The following is a 24,071-nucleotide window of genomic DNA, read 5'->3' on the forward strand; positions in this document are numbered from 1 at the left end:
GAGACCCTGATGAATCTGTCCCCGCGTCAGCATTGGATTGGTGTGCTCGCCCGCGCCCAACTCAGTGAACTGCAACCTCACGAAGCCGCGTTGAAAGACGCGGAATACCAACTGATCCGCGCCCCGGAAATCGGCATGACCCTGGTGCGCGGCCGCATGGGCGGCAGTGGCGCGCCGTTCAACGTCGGCGAAATGAGCGTGACCCGCTGCGTGGTGCGCCTGGCCGATGGCCGCACCGGCTACAGCTACCTGGCCGGGCGCGACAAGGCCCATGCCGAGTTAGCGGCCCTGGCCGATGCCCACTTACAAGGCACGCAGCCAAGTCTTTGGCTCAGCGATTTGATCACCGCGCTGGCCAATACACAGGCCGCTCGACGCGCGAAAAAAGAAGCCGACACCGCCGCCACCAAGGTCGAGTTCTTCACGTTGGTTCGAGGAGAAAACTGATGAATGCGCAACTGTTGCAACCGGCCTTTGTCGACCCGGTCCTGGACGCCCAGCGCGGTTTTCGCGCCGCCCTCAAAGCCTTGGCCGAACCCGGTTTGATCCAGCACCTGCCCTGCGCGCCGCGCCTCGATGGCCTGGCGCCCGCCACCTATGCCCTGTGCCTGGCGATGCTGGATGGGGACACGCCGCTGTGGCTGGCGCCGAGCTTCGACACGCCGCTGATCCGCGCCAACCTGGCGTTCCACTGTGGTTGCCCGTTGACGGCGAACCGTGAAGACGCGGTGTTCGCCTTGCTCGGTGAGCAAGATTTGCTCGACCTCAGCGGCTTCGATCACGGCAATGACCGTTACCCCGACCAGTCCTGCACCCTGCTTGTGCAGCTCACCGACCTGGAATCCGGTCGCGGCCTGCTCTGGCGCGGTCCGGGCATCAAGGCCCAGCGCCAGGTGCAGGTGCCCGTGCCGCAAGCGTTCTGGCTGGAGCGCCAGCGTCGCGAAGCCTTCCCCCGTGGCCTGGACGTGCTGTTTGCCGCCGGCCATCACCTGATCGGCCTGCCGCGCAGCAGCCGTGTCGCAGAGGAGCGTGCCTGATGTACGTAGCCGTCAAGGGTGGCGAACAGGCCATCGACAATGCCCACCGCCTGCTGGCGAAAAAACGCCGGGGCGATACCGCGATTCCGGAACTGAACGTGAGGCAAATCCGCGAGCAACTGCCCCTGGCCGTGGCGCGGGTGATGACCGAGGGTTCGCTGTTCGACGAAGAACTCGCCGCGCTGGCGATCAAGCAAGCGGCGGGGGACCTGGTGGAAGCGATCTTCCTGCTGCGCGCCTACCGCACCACGCTGCCGCGCTTCAGCCCGAGCTTGCCGATCGACACTGCGCAGATGTCGTTGAGCCGTCGCTTGTCCGCCACCTTCAAGGACGTGCCCGGCGGCCAGTTGCTTGGCCCGACTTTCGATTACACCCATCGCCTGCTGGATTTTTCGCTGCTGGCCGAAGGTGAATACCCCGGCCCGCAAACCGCGCCCGATGCGCGCATCGAAGCCTGCCCACGGGTGCTCGGCCTGCTTGCCAAAGAAGGCCTGATCAAGACTGAAACCGACGACAACGCCAGCGTCGCCGATATCACCCGCGACCCGCTGGAATACCCGGCCAGCCGCGCCGAGCGCCTGCAAGCCCTGGCCCGTGGCGATGAAGGTTTCCTGTTGGCGCTGGGCTACTCGACCCAGCGTGGCTACGGCCGCAACCACCCATTTGCCGGCGAGATTCGCATCGGCGACGTCGAGGTGTGGATCGACCCGCCAGAGCTGGGCTTTCCCATCTGCCTGGGCAGCATCGAAGTCACCGAGTGCGAGATGGTCAACCAGTTCGTCGGCTCCGCCACGGAGCTGGCGCAGTTCACTCGCGGCTACGGGTTGGCCTTCGGGCATGCCGAGCGCAAGGCCATGGGCATGGCGCTGGTGGATCGCTCGCTGCGCGCGGGCGAATACAACGAAGAGATCGTCTCACCGGCCCAGCGTGAAGAATTCGTACTGGCCCACTGCGACAACGTCGAGGCGGCCGGTTTTGTCTCGCACCTCAAATTACCGCACTACGTGGACTTCCAGTCCGAACTGGAACTGATCCGCAAACTGCGCCAACCGGCCGAGGGCCCGAGCCATGAATGACGCCGCCTACAACTTCGCCTACCTCGACGAACAGACCAAGCGCATGATCCGCCGCGCCTTGCTCAAGGCCGTGGCGATCCCCGGTTACCAAGTGCCGTTCGGTGGCCGCGAGATGCCGTTGCCTTACGGCTGGGGCACCGGCGGCATGCAATTGACCGCTGCGATCCTCGGTGCGGACGATGTGCTTAAAGTCATCGACCAAGGCGCCGACGACACCACCAACGCCGTGTCGATCCGCCGCTTTTTTGCGCGCACCGCAGGTGTCGCCACCACCGAAGCCACGCCGCACGCGACGGTGATCCAGACCCGTCACCGCATCCCGGAAACGCCGTTGCAGGCCGACCAGATCATGGTCTACCAGGTGCCGATCCCCGAACCGCTGCGCTTTATCGAACCGTCGGAAACCGAGACTCGCACCATGCACGCCCTGAATGATTACGGGGTGATGCACGTGAAGCTTTACGAAGACATTGCCACCTTCGGCCATATCGCCACCAGCTACGCCTACCCGGTGATGGTCGACGAGCGCTATGTGATGGACCCGTCGCCGATCCCCAAATTCGACAACCCGAAACTCGACATGAGCCCGGCGCTGATGCTGTTCGGCGCCGGTCGCGAGAAGCGCCTGTACGCGGTGCCGCCGTACACCCAGGTCACCAGCCTGGACTTTGAAGACCACCCCTTCGAAGTGCAGAAGTGGGAGCACAACTGCGCCATCTGCGGCAGCCGTGAATCGTTCCTCGATGAGCTGATTCTGGACGATGCGGGCACCCAGAGTTTTGTCTGTTCCGACACCTGGTATTGCGCGCAACGCGTCAAGGAGAACAACCAGTGAGCCAGCCGTTATTGCAAGTGCGTGACCTGTCCCTTTTGTACGGCCCGGAGAAGGGCTGCCAGGGAGTGAGCTTCGATCTTTACCCCGGCGAAGTGCTGGGCATCGTTGGCGAGTCCGGCTCGGGCAAGTCCACCTTGCTCTCGCTGTTGAGCGGGCGCCTGCCGCCGCAAGCGGGGAGCATCGGCTACCGCAGCAAGGACGGCGAATGGCTGGATTTGTACAGCGCCAGCGAAGCCGAGCGCCGCACCTTGCTGCGTACCGAGTGGGGCTTTGTCGAGCAGAACCCCCGCGACGGTTTGCGCATGGGCGTGTCGGCCGGTGCCAATATCGGCGAGCGCCTGATGGCCCAGGGTGTGCGCAATTACGAGCAGCTGCGCGGTGCCGGTCTCGATTGGCTGAGCCAGGTGGAAATCGACCCGCAGCGCATTGATGACTTGCCGCGCACCTTTTCCGGCGGCATGCAGCAGCGCCTGCAAATCGCCCGCAACCTCGTCTCCAGCCCGCGTCTTGTATTCATGGACGAACCCACCGGCGGTCTCGATGTGTCGGTGCAAGCGCGCCTGCTCGACCTGCTGCGCGGGCTGGTGCGTGAGCTGGATTTGGCGGTGGTGATCGTCACCCACGACCTGGCCGTCGCGCGCCTGTTGGCCGACCGCCTGATGGTGATGCGTCGCTCCCGTGTGGTGGAAACCGGGCTCACCGACCAGATCCTCGACGATCCACAGCACCCTTACTCTCAACTGCTGGTGTCTTCGGTATTGCAGCCATGACAAATGCCTTGATCGAGGTCCGTGACCTCTCGAAAACCTTCACCCTGCATCAGCAACATGGCGTGGTGCTCAACGTGCTGCGCGGCGTCGAGTTCAGTATGCAGGGCGGTGAATGCCTGGTGCTGCACGGCCAGTCCGGCGCCGGTAAAAGCACCTTGTTGCGTACCCTCTACGGCAACTATCTGCCGGCGGGCGGCAGCATTCGCGTGCAGCATGCGGGCGCGTGGCTGGAACTGGTCGGCGCCGAGCCGCGTGACATCTTGCAGGTGCGTCAGCAAACCCTCGGCTACGTCAGCCAATTCCTGCGGGTAATCCCCCGCGTGGCGTGCCTGGACGTGGTGATGGAGCCGGCGTTGGCCCGTGGCTGGTCCAAGGCCAATGCGCAGTCGCGTGCCGAACACCTGCTGACCCGCCTGAATATCCCGCAACGCCTGTGGCAGCTGGCGCCTGGCACCTTCTCCGGGGGCGAGCAACAGCGCGTCAACATCGCCCGCGGCTTCATGGTGGGCTGGCCGGTGATGCTGCTGGATGAGCCCACCGCGTCCCTGGACGACAACAACCGCCAGGTGGTGCTGGAGTTGATGAACGAAGCCAAGGCCGCCGGCGCGGCGCTGATCGGCATCTTCCACGACCGCGCCGCTCGTAAAGCGGTTGCCGACCGCCATTTCGACATGACCCCCACGCCTGTTGCCCAAGAGGAATACGCCCATGCCCGCTGAACAGATCCTCAGTAATGCCCAGATTGTCACGGCTGATCGCATGTTCCTGGGCTCGGTGGTGCTGCGCGACGGCAAGATCGTCGACCTCGCCGAAGGGCGCAGCCAGTTGCCCCAGGCCCAGGACCTGGGCGGTGATTTCCTGTTACCTGGCCTGGTGGAGCTGCACACCGACAATTTGGAAAAACACATGACCCCGCGCCCCGGCGTGGACTGGCCGTCGACCTCGGCCGTGCTCAGCCACGATGCGCAGATCATCGCGGCGGGTATCACCACGGTGTTCGACGCGGTGTCCATCGGCGACGTGAACCCCAAGGGCAACCGCATGAAAAAGCTGCCGGCGATGCTTGATGCCATCGCCCAGGCAGAAGGTGCCGGCCTGACCCGCGCCGAGCACCACCTGCACCTGCGCTGCGAGTTGTGCCACCCGGACACCCTCAGCGTGTTCCGCGACCTGGTGGAAAACCCGCTGGTGCAACTGGTGTCGGTGATGGACCATTCGCCGGGCCAGCGCCAGTTCGTGCTTGAATCCAAGTACCGTGAGTACTACATGGGCAAGTACCACCTGAACGACGAAACCATGGACGCGTTCATCGTGTTGCAAAAGGCCAACTCACTGGCGTATAGCGACCGTTATCGCGCCGCCATCGTCGAGCATTGCCTGGCGCGCGGACTGTCCGTCGCCAGCCACGACGATGCGACATTGGCCCACGTGCAAGAGTCGGCGCGCTACGGCATGACCATCGCGGAATTTCCCACCACGCTGGAAGCGGCGAAGGGCTGCCAGGCGCTGGACATGAAAGTGTTGATGGGCGCGCCGAACGTGGTGCGCGGTGGGTCGCACTCGGGTAATGTGGCCGCCGCCGGCCTGGCGGCCGAGGGATTGCTGGATATACTTTCCAGCGACTATTACCCGGCCAGCCTGTTGCAGGCGGCCTTCGTGCTGGCCGACCAGCAGGACGGCGGCGACCTGTCGCGAGCGGTCAAGATGATCAGCCTGGCGCCGGCAAAAGCCGCGGGCCTGAGTGATCGCGGCGAAATCGCCATTGGCCTGCGCGCGGACCTGGTCCAGGCCCGCAGCCGCGAAGGGCTGCCGGTGGTGCAACAAGTATGGCGACAAGCGAAGAGGGTGTTTTGATGGCAGGCAGGTTGATCTATCTCATCGGGCCGTCCGGCTCGGGCAAGGACAGCCTGCTGGATGCCGCACGCCCACGGTTGGCCGAGCGCGGTTGCCGCATCGTGCGCCGTGTTATCACCCGTTCGGCGGAAGCGGTGGGCGAGGCCGCGCAAGGGGTCAGCCCGGAGCAGTTCGCCGCGCTGCAGGCCGAGGGCGCCTTTGCCCTCAGCTGGCAGGCGAACGGTTTGTCCTATGGCATTCCCAAGGAGATCGACGCGTGGTTGGCGGCGGGTGACGACGTGCTGGTCAACGGCTCCCGTGCGCACCTGGCACAGACCCGCGCGCGTTATCCGACGTCGCTGGTGTTGCTGTTGACGGTGGACCAGGCGGTGTTGCGCCAGCGCTTGATCGCGCGCGGGCGTGAGGCGTTGGCGGAAATCGAGGAGCGCCTGGCACGCAATACGCGGTTCACCGCTGAGTTGATCGCGGGGCATGGGGCGGGGTTGTTCGTGCTGGACAACTCCGGGCCGCTCGAGCATACGGTCGAGCGCCTGCTCTGCTGCCTCGACCACGGACACTCGGCATGCGCCTGACGCTGCTCGGCACCGGTGACGCGCGGCAAGTCCCGGTGTACGGCTGCGAATGCCCGGCGTGCGGTCTGGCGCGCAGCGACGCAAGCCTGCGCCGCCGCCCGTGCAGTGCGCTGATCGAATGCGGCGACCAACGCTGGCTGATCGACAGCGGTTTGCCTGACCTCACCGAACGCTTCCCACCGCGCAGCTTCAACGGGATTTTCCAGACCCACTATCACGCTGATCACGCCCAGGGTTTGCTACACCTGCGCTGGGGGCAAGGGTTGGTGATTCCGGTGCATGGCCCGGCGGATCCGGAGGGGTTGTCGGACTTGTATAAGCATCCGGGCATTCTCGATTTCAGCCAGCCTTTTGCCGAGTTTGAAACACGCCAATTTGGCGAGTTGAGCGTCACGGCGTTGCCGTTGCAGCATTCCAAACTGACCCTGGGTTACCTGCTGGAAGGCGAGGGGCGGCGCATCGCCTACCTCACCGACACGGTCGGCCTCCCGCCGGCAACATTAGCCTGGCTGCAACGCGAACCCCTGGATGTGCTGGTACTGGATTGCTCCATGCCGCCGCAGCCGCAAGCGCCGCGCAATCACAATGACCTGACGTTGGCGTTGCAGAGTATCGAGGAAACTGGCGCGCAACGGGGGGTGTTGACCCATGTGGGGCATACGTTGGATGCGTGGTTGCTGGAGCATCGGCGCGAGTTGCCACGGCGTGTCACGGTCGGCTGGGATGGCCGGATTATCTGAACGCCTACGGTTGCACAGAACGTTACTTCCTCAATAACCCTTCAACGTATTCGATAAATGCCTTTGCCTTGGCACTCGGCATTCGCCCCGTCGGCAATACCGCCCACAGGTCCTTTGGCGGGAGTTCCCAATCGGTCAATACGGGCTTCACCTCACCCCTGGCCAATTCCGGCGAGAACATCCATTCGGACGTCATCGCCAGGCCTTGGTGGGCGAGCACACCTGCGCGCAAGCCTTCGGAAGAGGTGACGCGCAAGCGTCCTTGAGCGGCGATGGTGTGTTCGTGAAGGCCTTGTTTGAAGGGCCAGAGCGGGCTTTCCCCGAGGCTGTAGATCACGGCCTGGTGGTTGAGGATATCCGCCGGGCTCTGTGGCTCGCCGAAACGTTCGAAGTAGGCCGGTGTACCGAACACCCGGCACGGACTTTGGCCGAGCCGGCGAGCAGTGAGGCCAGAATCACTCAGGTTGCCGATACGCAGGGCGACGTCGATGCCGTCCTCAACCAGGTTCAGGAGTCGGTCGTCGAGCAACACGTCGATGTTCAGGCCTGGATGTTGGTCCAGGAAGGGGCCCAGGTTAGGAATGATCCGCATGCGGGAGAACGTCACGCCGGCGCTGACCCGCAGGTTGCCCGTCAATCCGGCGCTGGCGCCACGGGCGGCCTCGTCGGCTGCGTTGGCTTCATCGATAGCCCGCTTGGCCCGTTCGAAGTACACCAAGCCCGCCTCGGTGGGGGTCAGGCCCCGTGTGGAGCGCATCACCAGCCGCACGGCAAGGCGCGCCTCCAGTTGCGCAATGCTCTTGGACACGGCGGGCTGGCCGATGCCCAGGCGTTTGGCAGCTGCGGAGAACGACCCGGTTTCGACGACGTGGACGAAGGTTTCCATAGCGGTGAGGCGGTCCATCGGTGGCTCCTGTCGGGCTTGGCGGCGTTCAAGCCTAAGGCGATGACCCGGGTGTGTCATGCGTTTCCAATGTCGAACGGGTGGGTTTTCAATATCCAGTAAAACAGCCGTCAGTCAGACCTGCGTATTTTGTGCTTGAGTAAAGGTAACTCTAGGGTTATTTTTATTCAGGCCAAGCCAAGGAGGCTCGGGTGCAAAGCAGGTTATTGATCAAGGAACTGCAAGAGGCGGGCTGGGTGCTGGATCGGGTCACGGGCAGTCATCATATTTTTACCCACCGCTATAGCCCGTACACCATCCCTGTGCCGCATCCCAAGAAGGACCTGCCGCTGGGCACCGTCAGAAGCATCAGGAAACGCGCCGGCTTGTTTCAGTTTTAAGGAGAACGTTCATGCAATACCCAATCTGTATCGAATGGGGCGATGACTTCACCGCCACCGGTATCCAGATCCCCGATATCCCAGGTGCGGTCACCGCCGGGGACAGTTTTGAAGAGGCTTACAACGCCGCAGTGGAAATCGCGCACATCATGCTGCAAGAGATTGCCGCAGAAGGCGGCCCGATTCCGATGCCGACGTCGGTAGCCAACCATCACGCGCACGAAGACTACGCCGGCATGGGTTGGGGGATGTTGGAGCTGGACATCACGCCCTACCTGGGCAAGACCGAGAAGGTCAACGTGACTTTGCCTGGTTACGTCATCCAGCGCATCGACCGGTATGTGCGTGAACACAAGGTCAAGAGCCGCTCTTCCTTCCTGGCGGACGCTGCGCTGGAGAAGCTGGTGCGGTCCTGAGGAAGGGTTAAGGGGTGTGTCCTAGTCGGTGGGAAAACAGCGTACTTGAGCGGGCAGTTTTTTTTTAGATTCTGTTTTTCTGTTGCCAAAACAACGCGATGCCGCCCGGGCCTTTGTGTTGTCGAGTGTTTAAATTGCAAAGGAATTCTTGGCTGTATCGCCCAGTGTTTCAGGGCGTTCGGGTGTTTCGGCTGGTATTAACTTTACGGTGGTGTCGGATTTTTCAGCGTGCGAGTTTCCCTCTGGACCCGTTGGCTAACAATCAGTTGGCGGACTCTCTTTATTGAAACCAAAGGCGTCGCACAATGAATACTTATGACCTGCGCAGTAGGAGTCCTCTGAATAACCTGCCGGTATCGGACCCCGGCCCATTTGGCGTGGGGGCTGGCAACAAGCCCTCTTACACAACGGACCAGGCCGCCAAACAGCTCACGCGAGAAAACCTGCGCTTTCATGACCGCAACGGCGATTCGAAAGTCGATGTGAATTACACGGTGGATGGCAGTTTCACCCAGCAGCAGCAACGACGTGTTCGCCAGGCAGTGCAGTCCTGGCAGGATGTGGCCAATATCAACTTTCGCGAGCAGGCGGGCGGGGCGGACGGCGCGCTGAGCATCCGCAATAACCCACGCGGTGATCGGGGGGTCGCCACATTCCCTGACCGCTCTAATACCAGTACTTCGGCCACGATCGGCACACTGGGAGAGAGCGGGTCACCGACATTGGGCAGTCACTTTTCGGTAACGGCCATTCATGAGGTCGGCCACGCCATCGGCCTGCACCATCCGGGGAACTACAACGGGCGCGGTTTCGATTACCAGAACGGCGCGGTCTACGCCGAAGACACCAAGGCGCGTACGGTGATGAGTTATTGGTCGGAGCAGAATCAGAAGGGGCATGACTTCAAGGGGCAGAACCCCTCCGCGCCGATGATGGACGATATCGCGGCAGCTCAACGCCTCTACGGCGCCAATCATGAAACCCGCAAAACCGATACCACCTATGGCTTCAATTCCAATACCGAGCGGGAGGCGATGAGCCTCAAAAGCGCTGCGGACAAACCTGTCTTCTGTGTGTGGGACGGTGGTGGTGTCGACACGATGGATTTCTCCGGGTTTTCCCAGGACCAGAACATCAACCTGAACGCCGAGTCGTTTTCTGATGTGGGCGGGTTGAAGGGCAATGTGTCCATTGCCAAGGGCTGCACGATTGAAAACGCGATTGGCGGCTCGGGGCGAGACAACATCTCGGGAAATGAGGCGGCAAACCGCATCAAGGGCGGCGGGAAGGGCGATTCCCTGAGAGGCGGTGGCGGCGCCGACACCTTTGTCTACGACAAGGCCAGCGATTCCACGCCGACCGACCCGGACATGATCGAGGATTTCACCAGCGGCACGGATAAGGTCGACGTGTCGGGCGCCTTGAAGGAGGCGGGTGTGCGAGCATTGGTGTTCACCGATCGGTTCAGTGGTCGCGCCGGGGAGGCGGTGATCAAGCATGATCCGAGTACGGGCCTCTCAAGCCTGGCGATTGACCTGAAGGGCACGGGTAAGGCGGACCTGTTGCTCAAGAGCAAGGGCGAAATCAAGCCAACGGATGTGCTGTCGGAGGGGCAAGCGCCGGAGGTTCAGCCTGCACCTGTCCCTAAACCTACACCAGCACCTGCTCCCACTCCGGCGCCGCCTCCTCCGGTCCCGACACCCGCTCCCGCGCCTTTGACGGATAAGACACAGGAGCAAGCTGCCGGCTTGATTCAGATGTTCGCAATCACTCTGCTGGCCTTTTTCTCGCAGTTGCTGAGCCTGCTCGCGTCGCCTGCCGGCCAAGCATCCGCGGAGAAAAAACAGTCTTGAACCTCTCCTCAAGCAGTGGCGACCGTAGCCGGGCGTGAAGCACTCAGGAAACGCAGCAGCGCGATCAAGGGGAACGCGCTGCCCACCAGCATCACACCCAGCCAGCCGCCGTGCTCATACACGCTGCTGGCAATCGCCGAGCCGAAGGCACCGCCGATGAAGATGCTGGTCATGTACAGCGCGTTCAGGCGGCTACGGCTGTTGGCGTCGAGGGCGTAGATGGCGCGTTGGCCAAGCACCATGTTCATCTGCACGCAAAAGTCCAGGACCACGCCGGTCACCGCCAGGCCGATCACGCTATACAACGGGTGCACGAAGGCCGGCAGGAAGCTCAACGCGGCAAACAGCATGGCCAGCAACGATGCGCGGTGGGTATGGCCGGCATCGGCCAGGCGGCCGGCGATGGGCGCGGCAATGGCGCCCAGCGCACCGACCAGGGCAAACAGCGCGATCTCGCTCTGGCTCAAGCCGTGGTTACGCGCCAGCTCCAGTGGTGCGGCGGTCCAGAACAAGCTGAAGGTAGCGAACATGCAACCCTGATAAAACGCCCGCTGGCGCAGCACCGGCTGCTCACGCAACAAGGTGCCGAGGGAGCGCAGCAACTGCCCATAGGTGGCACTGTGATCAGGCTGGCGCTTGGGGATGGTGATCAGCAACACCACACTGATAAACGCCATCAACGCCGCTGCAGCCATAAACATCGCGCGCCAGCCGAAGTGGTCCGCCACCACGCTGGACACGGGGCGTGCCAGCAGGATGCCGAGCAACAGGCCGCCCATGATGCTGCCGACCACGCGGCCACGGGACTCGGCGGGTGCCAGGTGCGCGGCCAGCGGGATCAGGATCTGCACCGACACCGAACTGAAACCGATCAGCAGCGATACCAACAGGAACAGATTCGGCTGCTCGGTAAACGCCGCACCCAACAGACTGGCGATGGCCAGTACGGTGGTGGCGATCATCAGCTTGCGGTTTTCCAGCAGATCGCCCAGCGGCACCAGGAAAAACAGGCCCAGGGCGTAGCCGATCTGCGTCAAGGAGACGATCAGGCTGGCCATGGCGGGCGTGAGGCCGATGTCCGGCGCGATCAGCTCGATGATCGGTTGGGCATAGTAGATGTTGGCAACGATGGCGCCGCAGCAAAACGCAAACAGCATCACCATGCTCCGGGTCATGGTGGTTGTGGCGTGGGACGTAGCGTTCATGGTGTTCTCATAAATGCGAAGGAAAGTGGGGCGAGCCTAAAGACAACACCGTAGCCCGGGTAGGCCGCTGGCAGTGATAACACTCATGCCCGGTAATGATGAGTGAATCGTTAACTTTCTGCGCGAAGGGTAATGATACATTCAGAAACAACTGCCGAAACAGGAAATCCCATGAAGATCACGTTGAACAAGATGCTCCTGGCTTCCACCCTGGCCGCTGCGATGGCCGTAGGCCTGGCCCAGGCTGCCGAGGCCCCGCGTGTGGGCGTGCGCGGGGCCATCACGGCGATGGAAGGCGATGCGATGCACGTCAAGGTCAACAGCGGCGAAGACGTCATCGTGCACCTGACCCCAAGCACTCAGGTGCGCGCGGTCACCCTGGCCAAGATCGATGAGATCAAGCCGGGCAGCTACATTGGCTCCGCCGCCATGCCCAACGCCGATGGCACCTTGACCGCACTGGAAGTGCACGTCTTCCCACCGGCCATGGCCGGCACGGGCGACGGGCATCGCGCGTTTGACTTGAAAGAAGGCAGCAGCATGACCAATGGCACCGTCGGCGACCTGGTGGTGAGCAACGGGCGCACCTTGACCGTGAAGTACAAAGGTGGCGAGCAGAAGATCGTGGTGCCGGACGATGTGCCGATCGTCAACCTGGAGCCGGGGGATCGCAGTTTGCTCAAGGCGGGGGTGAAGGTGGTGTTGTTTGCAGTGCAGGGGGCGGATGGGACGATTACGGCCCAGGCGATTTCGGCCGGTAAGGATGGCGTGACACCGCCGATGTGACGGGGTTGTTCTAATAGGCCGATTCCGACGCTGATATGGGAATTGGCTGGCAAGACGGCCCGACCTGTCCGTCCTAGATTCGATGCCTGCGCTCTTGCAGGCTGGATCAGGACAGGAGTCTCACCATGCGGATGGTCAAGATGTTGCTACTGTGGGCGCTCATGCCGGGAATTGCTGACGTCGCTGCACAGAAGCCCGCGACGTTCAGCAATGCGGCCTATGTTGAGCGTATGGCCGCCGCCAGCGTGGCCGCGTGGCCCAGGTTGGCAACGATGGAGCACTTGAAGAAACAGACCGGTTTCTATGCTGAGGCTCAAATTCTGGTTTACGACGGCACGTCCGCCTGGCTGATTGATGCCAAAGGCCATCGGTCGATTGCGGTGGAGCCGGTACGAGCGCTTGGCCTGTCATCGGACTTCAAGACTTTCCAGAAACTCTCGTGGGACGAGCGTCCTACCGTCTATATGGGGCTGGGCCAAGCATTGCCTGAGCAGGAAGTGCATCACATGCTCAGCCGTCCCATCGCCGTGCCTGAATTGTTCGCGTTGGCAACCCATGAGGCTTTTCATTTTTTTGGGCAGAGAGATTGGCAACTGCCTGCGGGCTCCCGTTCCGACCGTTTTCCTCTACAGGTGTTACCTCGGCAATACCGTCAGCAACTGATAAGTACCTTGTACGCTTCACTGTTGGGCGATGTCGGCGCATTGGGCAGGGCGAGCTACTGGTTTGGCCGGTGGCAGGCGGAGTTTGCCAGCGAGGCCCAGGAGATCCTTTATTACGACATCGTCGAAGGCACCGCTGAATACATTGAGGGGCTTGCCCGGCACTTGGCGAGTGCCGCCGCAGATACACCTGAAGTTTGGGCCAGAAGCGTGATGACACGCTTCCCGAGTACCGCAGTCTTGTCGTTGGATGGCGAAAGCTACGCATTGGGCGCCTTGGCCATCTATCTCCTTGACCGGCAGGGCGTGAAGGGGTGGCAGGCGATCATCGAGGGCCAGTCTCCAATCCAATCCTTATTGGCTTCTGTATCGGAAATTGTCGATGTGCCGGACGCAGCGCTAAATCAACGGATCGCCGATGAGGTAAGTGAGCGCAATCAACGCCTGGCAACAATCATTGCCCCGCTCATTTCCCAGTTGAACCATCCAGACACTGTGCATCTGCTGGTTCCGATGGCCTCCGTGGCGGGGTCTGTCAGCCTAGGCGCAAGCTACCAAGTGGAGCAGTTGTCGGGAGAGCTTTTCGTGGACTTCGGGGCGCAGTTTTTACCGTCAGAAGGCCGCATCATGTTCGACGGTGCGACGGTCGCCCTGATGCTCAGCAAGTCTTGCGGTGAAGAGGGTGGGTTTATGGTGGTGCCTTTCGCTGCTCATGAATTTCCGGTGGAGCAGTCTGGCCGTCTGCAACTGAAGAGGCCTGGAGTGGAGATCGACGTGCCTTTCCCCGAAAAAGGTAATGGCGGTGTTTGGTGTGTCCGTGTGTAGGAGAAGCCCCTGAACTCAGGGGCTTTTACCTGATTCAGGGATTACTGCCCGCTGTAGATCTGATCAAACACCCCACCATCATTGAAGTGAGTCTTCTGCACGGTGCGCCAGTCACCAAAGGTCTTCTCTACCGACAGGAAGTCGACTTTCGGGAAGCGGTCGGTGTACTTGGCCAGCACTTTCGGGTCACGTGGACGCAGGTAGTTGTTGGCTGCGATTTCCTGGCCTTCTGCCGACCACAGGTACTTCAAATAGTCTTCAGCGGCCACGCGGGTGCCTTTCTTCTCGACCACCTTGTCGACCACCGACACCGGCGGCTCGGCTTCGGCGGAAACGCTTGGGTAGATCACTTCGAACTGATCACGGCCGAATTCACGGGCGATCATTTCCGCTTCGTTTTCGAAGGTCACCAGCACGTCGCCGATCTGGTTGGTCATGAAGGTGGTGGTGGCCGCACGGCCGCCGGTATCCAGCACCGGAGCCTGCTTGAACAGTTTGCCGACAAAGGCCTTGGCCTTGTTTTCGTCGCCGCCGTTCTTCAGCACATAACCCCAGGCCGACAGGTAGGTGTAGCGGCCGTTACCCGAGGTTTTCGGGTTGGGCACGATCACTTGCACGCCGTCTTTCAACAGATCCGGCCAGTCCTTCAGGGCTTTCGGGTTGCCTTTGCGCACGATGAACACGGTGGCGGAGGTGAACGGCGCGCTGTTGTTCGGCAGGCGGGTGACCCAGTTGTCCGGCACCAGCTTGCCATTGTCGACCAGGGCGTTGATGTCAGTGGCCATGTTCATGGTGATCACGTCAGCCGGCAGGCCATCGATCACCGAGCGCGCTTGTTTGCTGGAACCGCCGAAGGACATCTGCAGGGTCAGCTTGTCGTTCGGGTGCTCGGCTTCCCAGTGTTTCTGGAAGGCGGCGTTGTAGTCCTTGTAGAAATCGCGCATCACGTCGTAGGAGACGTTGAGCAGTGTGACGGGGGCAGCCTGGACGGCGCCCGCCAGGGCAAGGCCGGCGGCCAGGAGAGAGGCGCTAACGAGTTTTTTCACTGCTCATTCCTTGTTGTTCGAGAAGGTAGTCGATTGAGTAGGGGCAATATGCCAGCGACTATAGCTGCCGGCGCATAGACGTTTAAAGATTAAAACGTACTTTGCTTATTCCACTTTACGGAAAAGGTTACTCCCGCACCGCGAGCAGAAGGCGGCATTCGGTTCATGGCTGTTCTTCTTGCACACCGGGCAGTCGGTTTGCAGCTGTTCGCCACGCATGGCACTGGCCAGTTCAGCGGTGAAAATCCCGGTGGGCACGGCGATGATCGAGTAACCGGTGATCATCACCAGTGACGAAATCACCTGGCCCAGCGGGGTCTTCGGCACGATATCGCCAAAGCCCACGGTGGTCAGGGTCACGATGGCCCAGTAGATGCCTTTCGGAATGCTGGTAAAGCCGTGCTCCGGGCCTTCGATCACGTACATCAAGGTGCCGAACACCGTGACCAGCGTGCACACGCTGACCAGGAACACCACGATCTTCTGCTTGCTGCCTCGTAGCGCCGCCATCAGGTAGTTGGCCTGCTTGAGGTACGGGCTGAGCTTGAGCACGCGGAAGATCCGCAACATCCGAATGATGCGGATGATCAACAGGTACTGCGCATCGCTGTAATACAACGCAAGGATGCCGGGCACGATGGCCAGCAAGTCCACCAACCCATAAAAACTGAAGGCGTAGCGCAACGGCTTGGGCGAGCAATACAGCCGCAACCCGTACTCGATCAGGAACACGAGGGTGAAGCCCCACTCGATGTAGGCCAGTACATCGGCGTAGTTCTGGTGGATCTGGTCGATGCTGTCGAGCATCACGATCACCAGGCTGGCCAGGATGATTAGCAGCAGGATGCCGTCAAACCGTCGCCCGGCCCTGGTATCACTCTGGAAAATCATGACGTAGAGCCGCTGGCGCCAGTCGTTGTTGCTGTCCATAAATCCCGCCTGAAACTGATATCGAGCAAGCCTAGGGGGATTCGAAGGGGCTGTCCATGCAGGGTTTGCGCAGCACCCGAGCGCCTGCACGCACCAGCCAACAGGCGAGGATGAACGGCGCGGTCAGCGCAGGCAGGTGCAGGGCGGCAAAACCCGGTGTGAGGATGATCGCCAACAGGATGCCGAGCAGCGGCTGCCAGGGCTGGCGACGTACCTGGCTCAACGCCACGGCAGCCAGCGCCGGGTTGTAGCTGTGCAGGCCGAGGAGGGCGCTGGCGGGTTCGTCCAGCCACAGCGCGATCAGCACGCCGACACTGGCGCCGATCAAGGCCCAAGTGGCGGCGCGACGGTTGGCCAGCCACAGGCCCAGCGCAATCAGCGCGCCTGATACGGGCTGGTCCAACAACATGATTTGCGCGAGTCCGGTTAAAGGCGCGGTAAGGACGGCCAAGGTGTCGGGTTCGCTCAGGGCAAAAGTGCTCTCCGGCACCGTGCCCAGCAGCAACCAACCCAGGCCGACAAAAGGCGCGGTGTAGGCGGGCAAGTCGTTGGGCTGACTGGCGCGTTTCAACCATTGCCGGGTCAGGATCGCGCTCAAGCCGGCGCACGCCAGGATCAGCGGCGGCAGTAAGGCCGACCAGGCAAAGTGCTGGCTGATCAACAAACCCAGCAGCACGCCGTTATAGCTATACAGCCCGGCCTGGCGCTCGGTCTTGGGATAACCGCGACGCTGGGCCGTGAGCAATCCCGCCACGCCACCCAGCAACGCACCGCCCAATAAGGTCGGCGCGCCGATCAGGATCGCCAGCAGGCACAGCAGGCCGCACAGTGGCTGGCGTTGCAGGAAGATCTGGCTGAAGCCGTTGAGCAGGGCTTCGGCCCAGTCGGGGCAGGTGGGGTTGTGCATGGTGGTTAGTCAGTGAGACCGAGTTGTCCCCTTCGCGAGCAAGCCCGCTCCCACATTTGACCGAGTCGTCATGTCGAACCGTGATCGAAATGTGGGAGCGGGCTTGCTCGCGAAGAGGCCCTTACAGGCGCTAGATCAAAGTCTCTATACGCAAAGAGTTGGTCGACCCCGGCTGCCCGAACGGCACCCCCGCCGTAATCACCAATGTATCCCCACGCTCCGCCATGCCCTGTGCCTGGGCGATCTCCAGCGCCGTGGAACAGACCTCATCCACCTGGCGCAGCCGATCATTGACCACCGAATGCACACCCCACGCCACGCTCAACCGTCGGGCCGTGGACAGGTTGGGCGTGAGGTTGAGGATTGGCGCCACCGGCCGTTCCCGCGCCGCGCGCAGGCTGGAGCTGCCCGACTCGCTGTAGTTCACCAGCACCGCCACCGGCAGGATGCTGCTGATGCGGCGGATCGCACAGCTGATGGCGTCCGACACCGTGGCATCCGCCTTGGGTCGGCTGACATCCAGTTGCGCCTGGTAATCCGGGCCGTTTTCCACCTGGCGGATGATCTTGCTCATCATCTGTACGGCTTCCAGCGGGTATTCGCCGGACGCGGTTTCCGCCGACAGCATCACCGCGTCCGCACCTTCGGCCACGGCATTGGCGACATCGGTGACTTCGGCACGGGTTGGCGCCGGTGAGAAGCGCATCGACTCCAGCATCTGCGTCGCCACCACCACAGGTTTACCCAGTTGGCGGCAGGTGCTGATGATGTCCTTCTGGATCTGCGGCACGCTCTCGGCCGGCACTTCCACGCCCAGGTCGCCTCTGGCCACCATGATCGCGTCGCTCAGTTCGGCGATTTCCTGCAGGCGCTGCACGGCCGAGGGTTTCTCGATCTTGGCCATCAGGAACGCCTTGTCGCCGATCAGCTCGCGGGCTTCGCGAATGTCTTCCGGGCGTTGCACGAACGACAGCGCCACCCAATCCACGCCCAGCTCCAGGCCGAAGCTCAAATCGCGCCGATCCTTGGCGGTCAATGGGCTGAGTTCCAACAGGGCTTGTGGGACGTTCACGCCTTTGCGATCAGACAATTCACCGCCATTGAGCACGGTGGTGTCGATGGCGTCGGCATGTTTGGTGATGACCCGCAGGCGCAGCTTGCCATCGTCCAGCAGCAGATCCATACCGGGTTCCAGCGCCGCGATGATTTCCGGGTGGGGCAGGTTGACCCGACGCTGGTCGCCTGGTGTTTCATCCAGGTCCAGGCGCAACGCCTGGCCGCGCACCAGTTGCACCTTGCCCTCGGCAAAGCGTCCGACGCGCAGTTTCGGCCCTTGCAGGTCCATGAGGATGCCCAGTGGGTAATTCAGCTGGCGCTCGACCTGGCGAATCCATTGGTAGCGCTGGGCATGGTCGGCGTGGTCGCCGTGGCTGAAATTGAGCCGGAAGATGTTCACCCCGGCTTCCACCAGCTCTCGGATGTCATCGATACCGTCGGTGGCCGGGCCCAGGGTGGCGAGGATTTTGACCTTCTTGTCAGGCGTCATGTTTGGCAGTCTCAAGGATCAGGATGGCGCGGAAGTCGTTGACGTTGGTGCGCGTGGGCTCGGTGATGATCAAACCGTCGAGGGCAGCGAAATAGCCGTAGCCGTTGTTGTTATCCAGCTCATCGCTGGCCGACAGCCCGAGGGCTTCGGCGCGCGAATAACTGCACGGCGTCATGATGGCGCCGGCGTTGTCTTCCGAGCCGTCGATGCCGTCGGTGTCACCGGCCAGCGCGTACACGCCGGGCAGGCCCTTGAGGCTGTCGGTGAGGCTCAACAGGAATTCCGCATTGCGCCCGCCACGGCCATTGCCGCGCACGGTCACGGTGGTTTCGCCGCCGGAGAGGATCACGCACGGCGCCGCCAAGGGCTGGCCGTGTTGCACGATCTGCCGGGCGATACCGGCGTGTACCTTGGCCACGTCCCGTGCTTCGCCTTCGAGGTCGCCGAGGATCAACGGGCTGAAACCGGCCTGGCGGACTTTTACCGCCACCGCTTCCAGGGATTGCTGGGGGCGGGCGATCAATTGGAAGTGGCTGCGGGCGAGTACCGGGTCGCCGGGCTTGACGGTTTCCGAGGCCGGGTTCTGCAACCAGCTGCGTACCGAGGCGGGGGCGTCGATGTTGTAACGCTTGAGAATCGCCAGCGCCTGTTGCGACGTGCTCGGGTCACCGACCGTGGGGCCGGAGGCAATCACCGTGGCCTGGTCGCCGGGCACATCGGAAATCGCGTAGGTGTAGACCGTGGCGGGCCATGCGGCTTTCGCCAGTCGGCCGCCCTTGATGGCCGAGAGGTGCTTGCGCACGCAATTCATCTCGCCAATGGTCGCGCCGGACTTGAGCAGGGCTTTGTTGATGGCCTGTTTATCGGCCAGGGTGATGCCTTCTGCGGGCAACGCCAGCAGCGCAGAGCCACCGCCGGACAGCAGGAAGATCACGCGGTCGTCTTCCGTCAGGTTGCTGATCAGTGCCAATACGCGCTCGGCCACGGCCAGGCCGGCAGCGTCGGGCACCGGGTGTGCGGCCTCGACCACTTCGATTTTCTTGCAGGGCGCGCCGTGGCCGTAACGGGTGACGACCAGGCCGGTGACTTCGCCCTGCCAGACGTTTTCCACGACCAGCGCCATGGCGGCGGCGGCCTTGCCGGCGCCGATCACGATCACACGGCCGCTGCGGTCGGCGGGCAGGTAGGGTTCAAGGACTTGCCGGGGGTGGGCAGCGTCGATGGCTGTGGCAAACAGCTCGCGAAGCAGATGTTGCGGATCGACCGACATAAGCGGGCTCCCGGGGATTTTTTGTTATTAGAGGTGCTTCAATTTCAGGAACTGGAATGCGATCAAATGTGGGAGCGGGCTTGCTCGCGAATGCGGACTGACATCCAACATCCATGTTGACGGATACACCGCTTTCGCGAGCAAGCCCGCTCCCACATTCGACCGCATTTCAAAGGTAGGAGCGGCGTGTATTACTTCTCGCGAATCGAGAAATTCGCCATATGTTCCAGGCCTTTGATCAGCGCCGAGTGGTCCCAGTTGCCGCCGCCAATCGCGGTGCACGTACTGAATACCTGCTGCGTACCGGCGGTGTTCGGCAGGTTGATCCCCAGTTCCTTGGCACCGGCCAGCGCCAGGTTGAGGTCCTTCTGGTGCAGGTTGATGCGGAAACCCGGGTCAAAAGTGCCCTTGATCATGCGCTCGCCATGCACTTCGAGGATTTTCGACGAAGCAAATCCGCCCATCAACGCTTCCCGCACCTTGGCCGGGTCGGCGCCGTTCTTGGCGGCGAACAGCAGCGCTTCCGCCACCGCCTGGATGTTCAGCGCCACGATGATCTGGTTGGCCACCTTGGCGGTCTGGCCATCGCCATTGCCACCCACCAACGTGATGTTCTTGCCCATTGCCTGGAACAGCGGCAGCGCGCGTTCGAAGGTCTGTGGCTCGCCACCGATCATGATGCTCAAAGTGCCGGCCTTGGCGCCGACTTCACCACCGGACACCGGGGCATCCAGGTACTGCGCGCCGGTCTCGTTGATCTTGGCGGCGAACGCCTTGGTGGCGGTAGGGGAGATCGAACTCATGTCGATCACCACTTTGTTCGGCGACAGGCCGGCCGCGACGCCGTCTTTGCGGAACAGTACGTCGTCGACCTGCGGGGTGTCCGGCACCATCACGATGATGAACTCGGCTTCCTGCGCAACCTGCTGCGGGTTGGCCAGGGCCACCGCGCCAGCGTCGATCAGCGCTTGCGGCGCCTTGCCGTGGTGCTCGGAGAGGAACAGTTGGTGACCTGCTTTCTGCAGGTTGGCGGCCATGGGTTGACCCATGATGCCGGTGCCGATAAATCCGATTTTAGCCATGAAGAAATCCTCTGTTTAGATGGCGTTGTGGGTCTTCAACCAACCCAAACCCGCTTCGGTGGTGGTCAACGGCTTGTACTCACAGCCGACCCAACCCGTGTAGCCGATGCGGTCCAAATGTTCGAACAGGAAGCGGTAGTTGATCTCACCGGTGCCCGGCTCGTTGCGCCCAGGGTTGTCCGCCAGCTGGATGTGGTTGATCTCACCCAGGTGAGCGGCCATGGTGCGGGCCAGGTCGCCTTCCATGATTTGCATGTGATAGATGTCGTACTGCAGGAACAGGTTGGCGCTGCCCACCTGTTCGCGAATCGACAGGGCTTGCGCCGTGTTGTTCAGGTAGAAGCCTGGGATGTCGCGGGTGTTGATCGCTTCCATCACCAGCTTGATGCCCACGGCTTGCAGTTTTTCAGCGGCGTACTTGAGGTTGGCGACGAAGGTTTTTTCCAGGGTTTCGTCGTCAACACCGTGTGGCCGGATGCCCGCCAGGCAGTTGATCTGGGTATTGCCCAGCACCTGGGCGTAGGCGATAGCCAGCTTGACCCCGGCACGGAATTCTTCGACCCGGTCCGGGTGGCAGGCCAGGCCGCGTTCGCCCTTGGCCCAGTCACCGGCCGGCAGGTTGAACAGCACCTGGGTCAGGCCGTGGGCGTCGAGTTGCGCCTTGATTTCGGCAGAGCTGAATTCATAGGGGAACAGGTACTCGACGCCTTGGAAGCCAGCGTCGGCGGCCGCTTTGAAACGGGCAAGAAAGTCCTGTTCGGTAAACAGCATGGACAGGTTGGCGGCGAAACGCGGCATAAGGTTCTCCTTAATCGAGTAGGGAAATGGCAGTCGGCGCATCGTTGCCGACCAGTGCCAGATCTTCGAATTCGTTGACGGCGTTGATCTCGGTGCCCATGGAAATATTGGTCACGCGCTCCAGAATAATCTCAACGATCACCGGCACCTTGAATTCTTCGATCATTTCCTCGGCGCGACGCAGGGCCGGCGCGATCTGGCTTGGCTCGAACACGCGCAGGGCCTTGCAACCCAGGCCTTCGGCGACGGCCACGTGGTCTACGCCATAGCCATTGAGTTCCGGCGCATTGAGGTTGTCGAAGGACAGCTGCACGCAGTAGTCCATTTCAAACCCGCGCTGGGCCTGGCGGATCAGGCCGAGGTAGGAGTTGTTCACCACCACGTGGATGTACGGCAGCTTGAACTGCGCGCCCACCGCCAGTTCTTCGATCATGAACTGGAAGTCGTAGTCGCCGGACAACGCCACCACTTTGCGGCTCGGGTCGGCCTTGACCACGCCGAGGGCGGCGGGAATGGTCCAACCCAACGGGCCGGCCTGGCCGCAGTTGATCCAGTGGCGTGGCTTGTACACGTGCAGGAACTGCGCGCCGGCAATCTGCGACAGGCCGATGGTGCTGACGTAGCAGGTGTCTTTGCCGAACACCTGGTTCATTTCTTCATACACCCGCTGTGGCTTGACCGGCACGTTGTCGAAGTGAGTCTTGCGGTGCAGGGTGGCTTTGCGTTGCTGGCAGTCATTGAGCCAGGCGCTGCGGTCCTTGAGTTTGCCGGCAGCTTTCCACTCGCGGGCCACTTCAATGAACATAGTCAGCGCGGAACCGGCGTCGGACACGATACCCAGGTCCGGGGTGAAGACGCGGCCAATCTGGGTCGGCTCGATGTCGACGTGGATGAATTTGCGGCCTTCGGTGTACACCTCGACCGAACCGGTGTGGCGGTTGGCCCAACGGTTACCGATGCCCAGCACCACGTCCGACTTGAGCATCGTTGCGTTGCCATAACGGTGGGACGTCTGCAGGCCGACCATGCCAACCATCTGTGGGTGATCGTCCGCAATGGTGCCCCAGCCCATCAGGGTCGGGATCACCGGAATGCCAGTCAGTTCAGCAAATTCCACCAGCAACTCGCTGGCGTCGGCATTGATCACGCCGCCACCGCTCACCAGCAGTGGGCGTTCGGCCTGGTCCAGCAGCGCCAGGGCTTTTTCCACCTGCACGCGGGTGGCCAGTGGCTTGGCCAGAGGCAGCGGTTGGTAGGCGTCGATGTCGAATTCGATCTCGGCCATCTGCACGTCGAACGGCAGGTCGATCAACACCGGGCCTGGGCGGCCGGAGCGCATTTCATAGAAGGCTTTCTGGAAGGCGTACGGCACTTGGCCCGGTTCCAGGACGGTGGTTGCCCACTTGGTCACCGGCTTGACGATGCTGGTGATGTCCACGGCCTGGAAGTCTTCCTTGTGCATCCGGGCGCGGGGCGCTTGACCGGTGATGCACAGGATCGGGATCGAGTCGGCCGAGGCGCTGTACAGGCCGGTGACCATGTCAGTGCCTGCCGGGCCCGAGGTGCCGATGCACACGCCGATATTGCCGGCCTTGGTGCGGGTGTAGCCCTCGGCCATGTGGGAGGCGCCTTCAACGTGGCGAGCAAGGACGTGATCGATGCCACCCACTTTCTGCAAGGCCGAATACAGCGGGTTGATTGCGGCGCCTGGGATACCGAAGGCGGTGTCCACACCTTCGCGACGCATCACCAGGACAGCGGCTTCGATTGCTCTCATTTTGCTCATGATATTGGTGCCTCTTGCGTTTTGTAATTGTATACAAGTGGTGTCTGGTCAAAGTGTATTCACGGCGAGCGGCATAGGTCAATGCATTTTATAAACTGGCCTTCGCGTTCGCCGGAACCGCTTTTTTCGACGTATGGAGCCTTTGTGCGAAAATATTGTATACAAAATCAAAAGTCATTGTGTTCTATTTGTTTGATCGAGCATCTGATCATTCAGACCTCCATCGCTTTCCCAATAACAAAAGAAGGACGGCACCATGAGCGCTTTAACCTTGAAACTCGCCACCCAACTGGCCAGCCAGGCCCTCAGTGCAGGGCGCACCATTTCCGCTGCACCGCTGACCATCGCCGTGCTCGACAGCGGCGGTCACTTGATCACCCTGCAACGCGAAGACGGCGCCAGCCTGCTGCGCCCGCAAATCGCCATCGGCAAGGCCTGGGGTGCAATTGCCCTGGGCAAGGGCTCACGCCTGCTGGCACTGGACGCGCAGCAACGGCCGGCGTTTATCGCGGCGCTGAACAGCCTGGGGCAGGGCAGCGTGGTGCCTGCGCCGGGTGGGGTATTGATTCGAAATCAGGAAGGCGCGGTGCTGGGGGCGATCGGGATCAGCGGGGATACGTCGGACATTGATGAGCAGTGTGCGATCACGGCGATCGAAGGGGTGGGGTTGATGGCGGATGCGGGGGTGTCTGCCTAGTTTTTTGCTGATTTTTCTGCCCCCTTCGCGAGCAAGCCCGCTCCCACATTGAACCGCATTCTCATGCTGGAACTCGATCAAGTGTGGGAGCGGG

Annotated in this window: 25 protein-coding genes; 15 read left to right on the top strand and 10 right to left on the bottom strand. The window is 61.9% G+C overall.

Going from position 1 to position 24,071, the window contains the following annotated elements:
• Nucleotides 1-9: 9 nt before the first annotated feature.
• From phnG to phnP, 9 genes are read left to right on the top strand one after another with little or no spacing between them, the layout of a single operon-like run.
• A complete protein-coding gene (phnG, locus tag HX823_RS17385; RefSeq protein WP_061435880.1) occupies nt 10-447 on the top strand; it encodes a phosphonate C-P lyase system protein PhnG in 438 nt (145 codons plus the stop codon).
• Nucleotides 447-1,037 carry a phosphonate C-P lyase system protein PhnH gene (gene phnH, locus HX823_RS17390; RefSeq protein WP_038845855.1) on the top strand — a complete coding sequence of 197 codons (591 nt, stop codon included), beginning with the start codon at nt 447-449 and terminating at the stop codon, nt 1,035-1,037. Before phnG ends, phnH begins: the two co-directional genes overlap by 1 nt.
• On the top strand, nt 1,037-2,113 hold the full coding sequence (locus tag HX823_RS17395) for a carbon-phosphorus lyase complex subunit PhnI (protein ID WP_177075708.1): 1,077 nt from the start codon (nt 1,037-1,039) through the stop codon (nt 2,111-2,113). Before phnH ends, HX823_RS17395 begins: the two co-directional genes overlap by 1 nt.
• Entirely contained in the window at nt 2,106-2,948 is an 843-nt protein-coding gene (locus HX823_RS17400; RefSeq protein ID WP_177075710.1) for an alpha-D-ribose 1-methylphosphonate 5-phosphate C-P-lyase PhnJ, read from the top strand. Before HX823_RS17395 ends, HX823_RS17400 begins: the two co-directional genes overlap by 8 nt.
• The gene (gene phnK, locus HX823_RS17405; RefSeq protein WP_161630236.1) at nt 2,909-3,718 is read left to right on the top strand and encodes a phosphonate C-P lyase system protein PhnK; all 810 of its coding nucleotides are present in this window, start codon (nt 2,909-2,911) and stop codon (nt 3,716-3,718) included. The genes HX823_RS17400 and phnK overlap by 40 nt, the downstream gene beginning before the upstream one ends.
• Entirely contained in the window at nt 3,715-4,437 is a 723-nt protein-coding gene (phnL, locus tag HX823_RS17410) for a phosphonate C-P lyase system protein PhnL (protein WP_177075712.1), read from the top strand. Before phnK ends, phnL begins: the two co-directional genes overlap by 4 nt.
• Nucleotides 4,427-5,572 carry an alpha-D-ribose 1-methylphosphonate 5-triphosphate diphosphatase gene (locus HX823_RS17415; protein WP_061435888.1) on the top strand — a complete coding sequence of 382 codons (1,146 nt, stop codon included), beginning with the start codon at nt 4,427-4,429 and terminating at the stop codon, nt 5,570-5,572. The genes phnL and HX823_RS17415 overlap by 11 nt, the downstream gene beginning before the upstream one ends.
• On the top strand, nt 5,572-6,144 hold the full coding sequence (phnN, locus tag HX823_RS17420; protein ID WP_038845859.1) for a phosphonate metabolism protein/1,5-bisphosphokinase (PRPP-forming) PhnN: 573 nt from the start codon (nt 5,572-5,574) through the stop codon (nt 6,142-6,144). Before HX823_RS17415 ends, phnN begins: the two co-directional genes overlap by 1 nt.
• Entirely contained in the window at nt 6,135-6,884 is a 750-nt protein-coding gene (gene phnP, locus HX823_RS17425) for a phosphonate metabolism protein PhnP (RefSeq protein WP_177075714.1), read from the top strand. Before phnN ends, phnP begins: the two co-directional genes overlap by 10 nt.
• 22 nt (nt 6,885-6,906) lie before the next feature.
• Here phnP and HX823_RS17430 read toward each other — a convergent pair whose 3' ends face one another.
• Nucleotides 6,907-7,788: a LysR family transcriptional regulator gene (locus HX823_RS17430; protein WP_177075716.1), complete on the bottom strand. Its 882-nt coding sequence runs from the start codon at nt 7,786-7,788 to the stop codon at nt 6,907-6,909.
• 191 nt (nt 7,789-7,979) lie between these two features.
• Here HX823_RS17430 and HX823_RS17435 point away from each other — a divergent pair, with 191 nt between their 5' ends.
• The 3 genes from HX823_RS17435 (at nt 7,980) to HX823_RS17445 (ending at nt 10,437) form a co-directional block, all read left to right on the top strand.
• Nucleotides 7,980-8,168: a type II toxin-antitoxin system HicA family toxin gene (locus HX823_RS17435; RefSeq protein ID WP_016978508.1), complete on the top strand. Its 189-nt coding sequence runs from the start codon at nt 7,980-7,982 to the stop codon at nt 8,166-8,168.
• Nucleotides 8,169-8,179: 11 nt separating this feature from the next.
• Nucleotides 8,180-8,584: a type II toxin-antitoxin system HicB family antitoxin gene (locus HX823_RS17440; protein WP_033897613.1), complete on the top strand. Its 405-nt coding sequence runs from the start codon at nt 8,180-8,182 to the stop codon at nt 8,582-8,584.
• 305 nt (nt 8,585-8,889) lie between these two features.
• On the top strand, nt 8,890-10,437 hold the full coding sequence (locus tag HX823_RS17445; protein ID WP_038845863.1) for a M10 family metallopeptidase C-terminal domain-containing protein: 1,548 nt from the start codon (nt 8,890-8,892) through the stop codon (nt 10,435-10,437).
• Nucleotides 10,438-10,445: 8 nt separating this feature from the next.
• Here the strand turns inward: HX823_RS17445 and HX823_RS17450 are convergent, their stop codons facing one another.
• The gene (locus HX823_RS17450) at nt 10,446-11,642 is read right to left on the bottom strand and encodes an MFS transporter (RefSeq protein WP_038845865.1); all 1,197 of its coding nucleotides are present in this window, start codon (nt 11,640-11,642) and stop codon (nt 10,446-10,448) included.
• A 171-nt stretch (nt 11,643-11,813) separates the two neighbouring features.
• On the opposite strand from HX823_RS17450, the gene HX823_RS17455 reads away from it, so the two are divergent.
• Together HX823_RS17455 and HX823_RS17460 are read left to right on the top strand one after the other, a co-directional pair.
• The gene (locus tag HX823_RS17455; RefSeq protein ID WP_177075718.1) at nt 11,814-12,428 is read left to right on the top strand and encodes a DUF5666 domain-containing protein; all 615 of its coding nucleotides are present in this window, start codon (nt 11,814-11,816) and stop codon (nt 12,426-12,428) included.
• Nucleotides 12,429-12,553: 125 nt separating this feature from the next.
• Complete coding sequence (locus HX823_RS17460) at nt 12,554-13,915, top strand: hypothetical protein (RefSeq protein WP_177075720.1); 1,362 nt, start codon at nt 12,554-12,556, stop codon at nt 13,913-13,915.
• Between the two features lie 41 nt (nt 13,916-13,956).
• Here HX823_RS17460 and HX823_RS17465 read toward each other — a convergent pair whose 3' ends face one another.
• The 8 genes from HX823_RS17465 to gcl all read right to left on the bottom strand — a co-directional run bounded on the left by HX823_RS17465 (nt 13,957) and on the right by gcl (nt 23,280).
• Nucleotides 13,957-14,961: a sulfate ABC transporter substrate-binding protein gene (locus tag HX823_RS17465; RefSeq protein ID WP_016979582.1), complete on the bottom strand. Its 1,005-nt coding sequence runs from the start codon at nt 14,959-14,961 to the stop codon at nt 13,957-13,959.
• 105 nt (nt 14,962-15,066) lie between these two features.
• Complete coding sequence (locus HX823_RS17470; RefSeq protein WP_177075722.1) at nt 15,067-15,891, bottom strand: ion transporter; 825 nt, start codon at nt 15,889-15,891, stop codon at nt 15,067-15,069.
• A gap of 31 nt (nt 15,892-15,922) precedes the next feature.
• Nucleotides 15,923-16,798 (bottom strand): urea transporter, encoded by an 876-nt coding sequence (locus tag HX823_RS17475; protein WP_177075724.1) that lies wholly within the window; start codon nt 16,796-16,798, stop codon nt 15,923-15,925.
• 130 nt (nt 16,799-16,928) lie between these two features.
• On the bottom strand, nt 16,929-18,344 hold the full coding sequence (gene pyk, locus HX823_RS17480; protein WP_016979579.1) for a pyruvate kinase: 1,416 nt from the start codon (nt 18,342-18,344) through the stop codon (nt 16,929-16,931).
• A complete protein-coding gene (locus HX823_RS17485) occupies nt 18,334-19,614 on the bottom strand; it encodes a glycerate kinase (protein ID WP_033897621.1) in 1,281 nt (426 codons plus the stop codon). Before HX823_RS17485 ends, pyk begins: the two co-directional genes overlap by 11 nt.
• Nucleotides 19,615-19,805: 191 nt before the next feature.
• Nucleotides 19,806-20,696 carry a 2-hydroxy-3-oxopropionate reductase gene (locus HX823_RS17490; protein ID WP_038841592.1) on the bottom strand — a complete coding sequence of 297 codons (891 nt, stop codon included), beginning with the start codon at nt 20,694-20,696 and terminating at the stop codon, nt 19,806-19,808.
• Nucleotides 20,697-20,711: 15 nt separating this feature from the next.
• Complete coding sequence (gene hyi, locus HX823_RS17495) at nt 20,712-21,494, bottom strand: hydroxypyruvate isomerase (RefSeq protein ID WP_177075726.1); 783 nt, start codon at nt 21,492-21,494, stop codon at nt 20,712-20,714.
• A 10-nt stretch (nt 21,495-21,504) separates the two neighbouring features.
• Nucleotides 21,505-23,280, bottom strand: a complete 1,776-nt coding sequence (gene gcl, locus HX823_RS17500) for a glyoxylate carboligase (protein WP_028615702.1) — start codon at nt 23,278-23,280, stop codon at nt 21,505-21,507.
• A 256-nt stretch (nt 23,281-23,536) separates the two neighbouring features.
• On the opposite strand from gcl, the gene HX823_RS17505 reads away from it, so the two are divergent.
• On the top strand, nt 23,537-23,977 hold the full coding sequence (locus HX823_RS17505) for a heme-binding protein (RefSeq protein ID WP_177075728.1): 441 nt from the start codon (nt 23,537-23,539) through the stop codon (nt 23,975-23,977).
• Nucleotides 23,978-24,071: the final 94 nt, after the last annotated feature.

This window comes from Pseudomonas sp. P7759 (genome assembly GCF_013386445.1).
GTDB classification, from domain to species: domain Bacteria; phylum Pseudomonadota; class Gammaproteobacteria; order Pseudomonadales; family Pseudomonadaceae; genus Aquipseudomonas; species Aquipseudomonas azotoformans_A.

Bases quoted from the DNA above. Each gene is read 5' to 3' on its own strand.
- phnG (WP_061435880.1), top strand. From the start codon at position 10: ATGAATCTGTCCCCGCGTCAGCATTGGATTGGTGTGCTCGCCCGCGCC.
- phnH (WP_038845855.1), top strand. From the start codon at position 447: ATGAATGCGCAACTGTTGCAACCGGCCTTTGTCGACCCGGTCCTGGAC.
- HX823_RS17395 (WP_177075708.1), top strand. From the start codon at position 1,037: ATGTACGTAGCCGTCAAGGGTGGCGAACAGGCCATCGACAATGCCCAC.
- HX823_RS17400 (WP_177075710.1), top strand. From the start codon at position 2,106: ATGAATGACGCCGCCTACAACTTCGCCTACCTCGACGAACAGACCAAG.
- phnL (WP_177075712.1), top strand. From the start codon at position 3,715: ATGACAAATGCCTTGATCGAGGTCCGTGACCTCTCGAAAACCTTCACC.
- HX823_RS17415 (WP_061435888.1), top strand. From the start codon at position 4,427: ATGCCCGCTGAACAGATCCTCAGTAATGCCCAGATTGTCACGGCTGAT.
- phnN (WP_038845859.1), top strand. From the start codon at position 5,572: ATGGCAGGCAGGTTGATCTATCTCATCGGGCCGTCCGGCTCGGGCAAG.
- phnP (WP_177075714.1), top strand. From the start codon at position 6,135: ATGCGCCTGACGCTGCTCGGCACCGGTGACGCGCGGCAAGTCCCGGTG.
- HX823_RS17430 (WP_177075716.1), bottom strand. From the start codon at position 7,788: ATGGACCGCCTCACCGCTATGGAAACCTTCGTCCACGTCGTCGAAACC.
- HX823_RS17440 (WP_033897613.1), top strand. From the start codon at position 8,180: ATGCAATACCCAATCTGTATCGAATGGGGCGATGACTTCACCGCCACC.
- HX823_RS17445 (WP_038845863.1), top strand. From the start codon at position 8,890: ATGAATACTTATGACCTGCGCAGTAGGAGTCCTCTGAATAACCTGCCG.
- HX823_RS17450 (WP_038845865.1), bottom strand. From the start codon at position 11,642: ATGAACGCTACGTCCCACGCCACAACCACCATGACCCGGAGCATGGTG.
- HX823_RS17455 (WP_177075718.1), top strand. From the start codon at position 11,814: ATGAAGATCACGTTGAACAAGATGCTCCTGGCTTCCACCCTGGCCGCT.
- HX823_RS17460 (WP_177075720.1), top strand. From the start codon at position 12,554: ATGCGGATGGTCAAGATGTTGCTACTGTGGGCGCTCATGCCGGGAATT.
- HX823_RS17470 (WP_177075722.1), bottom strand. From the start codon at position 15,891: ATGGACAGCAACAACGACTGGCGCCAGCGGCTCTACGTCATGATTTTC.
- HX823_RS17475 (WP_177075724.1), bottom strand. From the start codon at position 16,798: ATGCACAACCCCACCTGCCCCGACTGGGCCGAAGCCCTGCTCAACGGC.
- pyk (WP_016979579.1), bottom strand. From the start codon at position 18,344: ATGACGCCTGACAAGAAGGTCAAAATCCTCGCCACCCTGGGCCCGGCC.
- HX823_RS17485 (WP_033897621.1), bottom strand. From the start codon at position 19,614: ATGTCGGTCGATCCGCAACATCTGCTTCGCGAGCTGTTTGCCACAGCC.
- HX823_RS17490 (WP_038841592.1), bottom strand. From the start codon at position 20,696: ATGGCTAAAATCGGATTTATCGGCACCGGCATCATGGGTCAACCCATG.
- hyi (WP_177075726.1), bottom strand. From the start codon at position 21,494: ATGCCGCGTTTCGCCGCCAACCTGTCCATGCTGTTTACCGAACAGGAC.
- gcl (WP_028615702.1), bottom strand. From the start codon at position 23,280: ATGAGCAAAATGAGAGCAATCGAAGCCGCTGTCCTGGTGATGCGTCGC.
- HX823_RS17505 (WP_177075728.1), top strand. From the start codon at position 23,537: ATGAGCGCTTTAACCTTGAAACTCGCCACCCAACTGGCCAGCCAGGCC.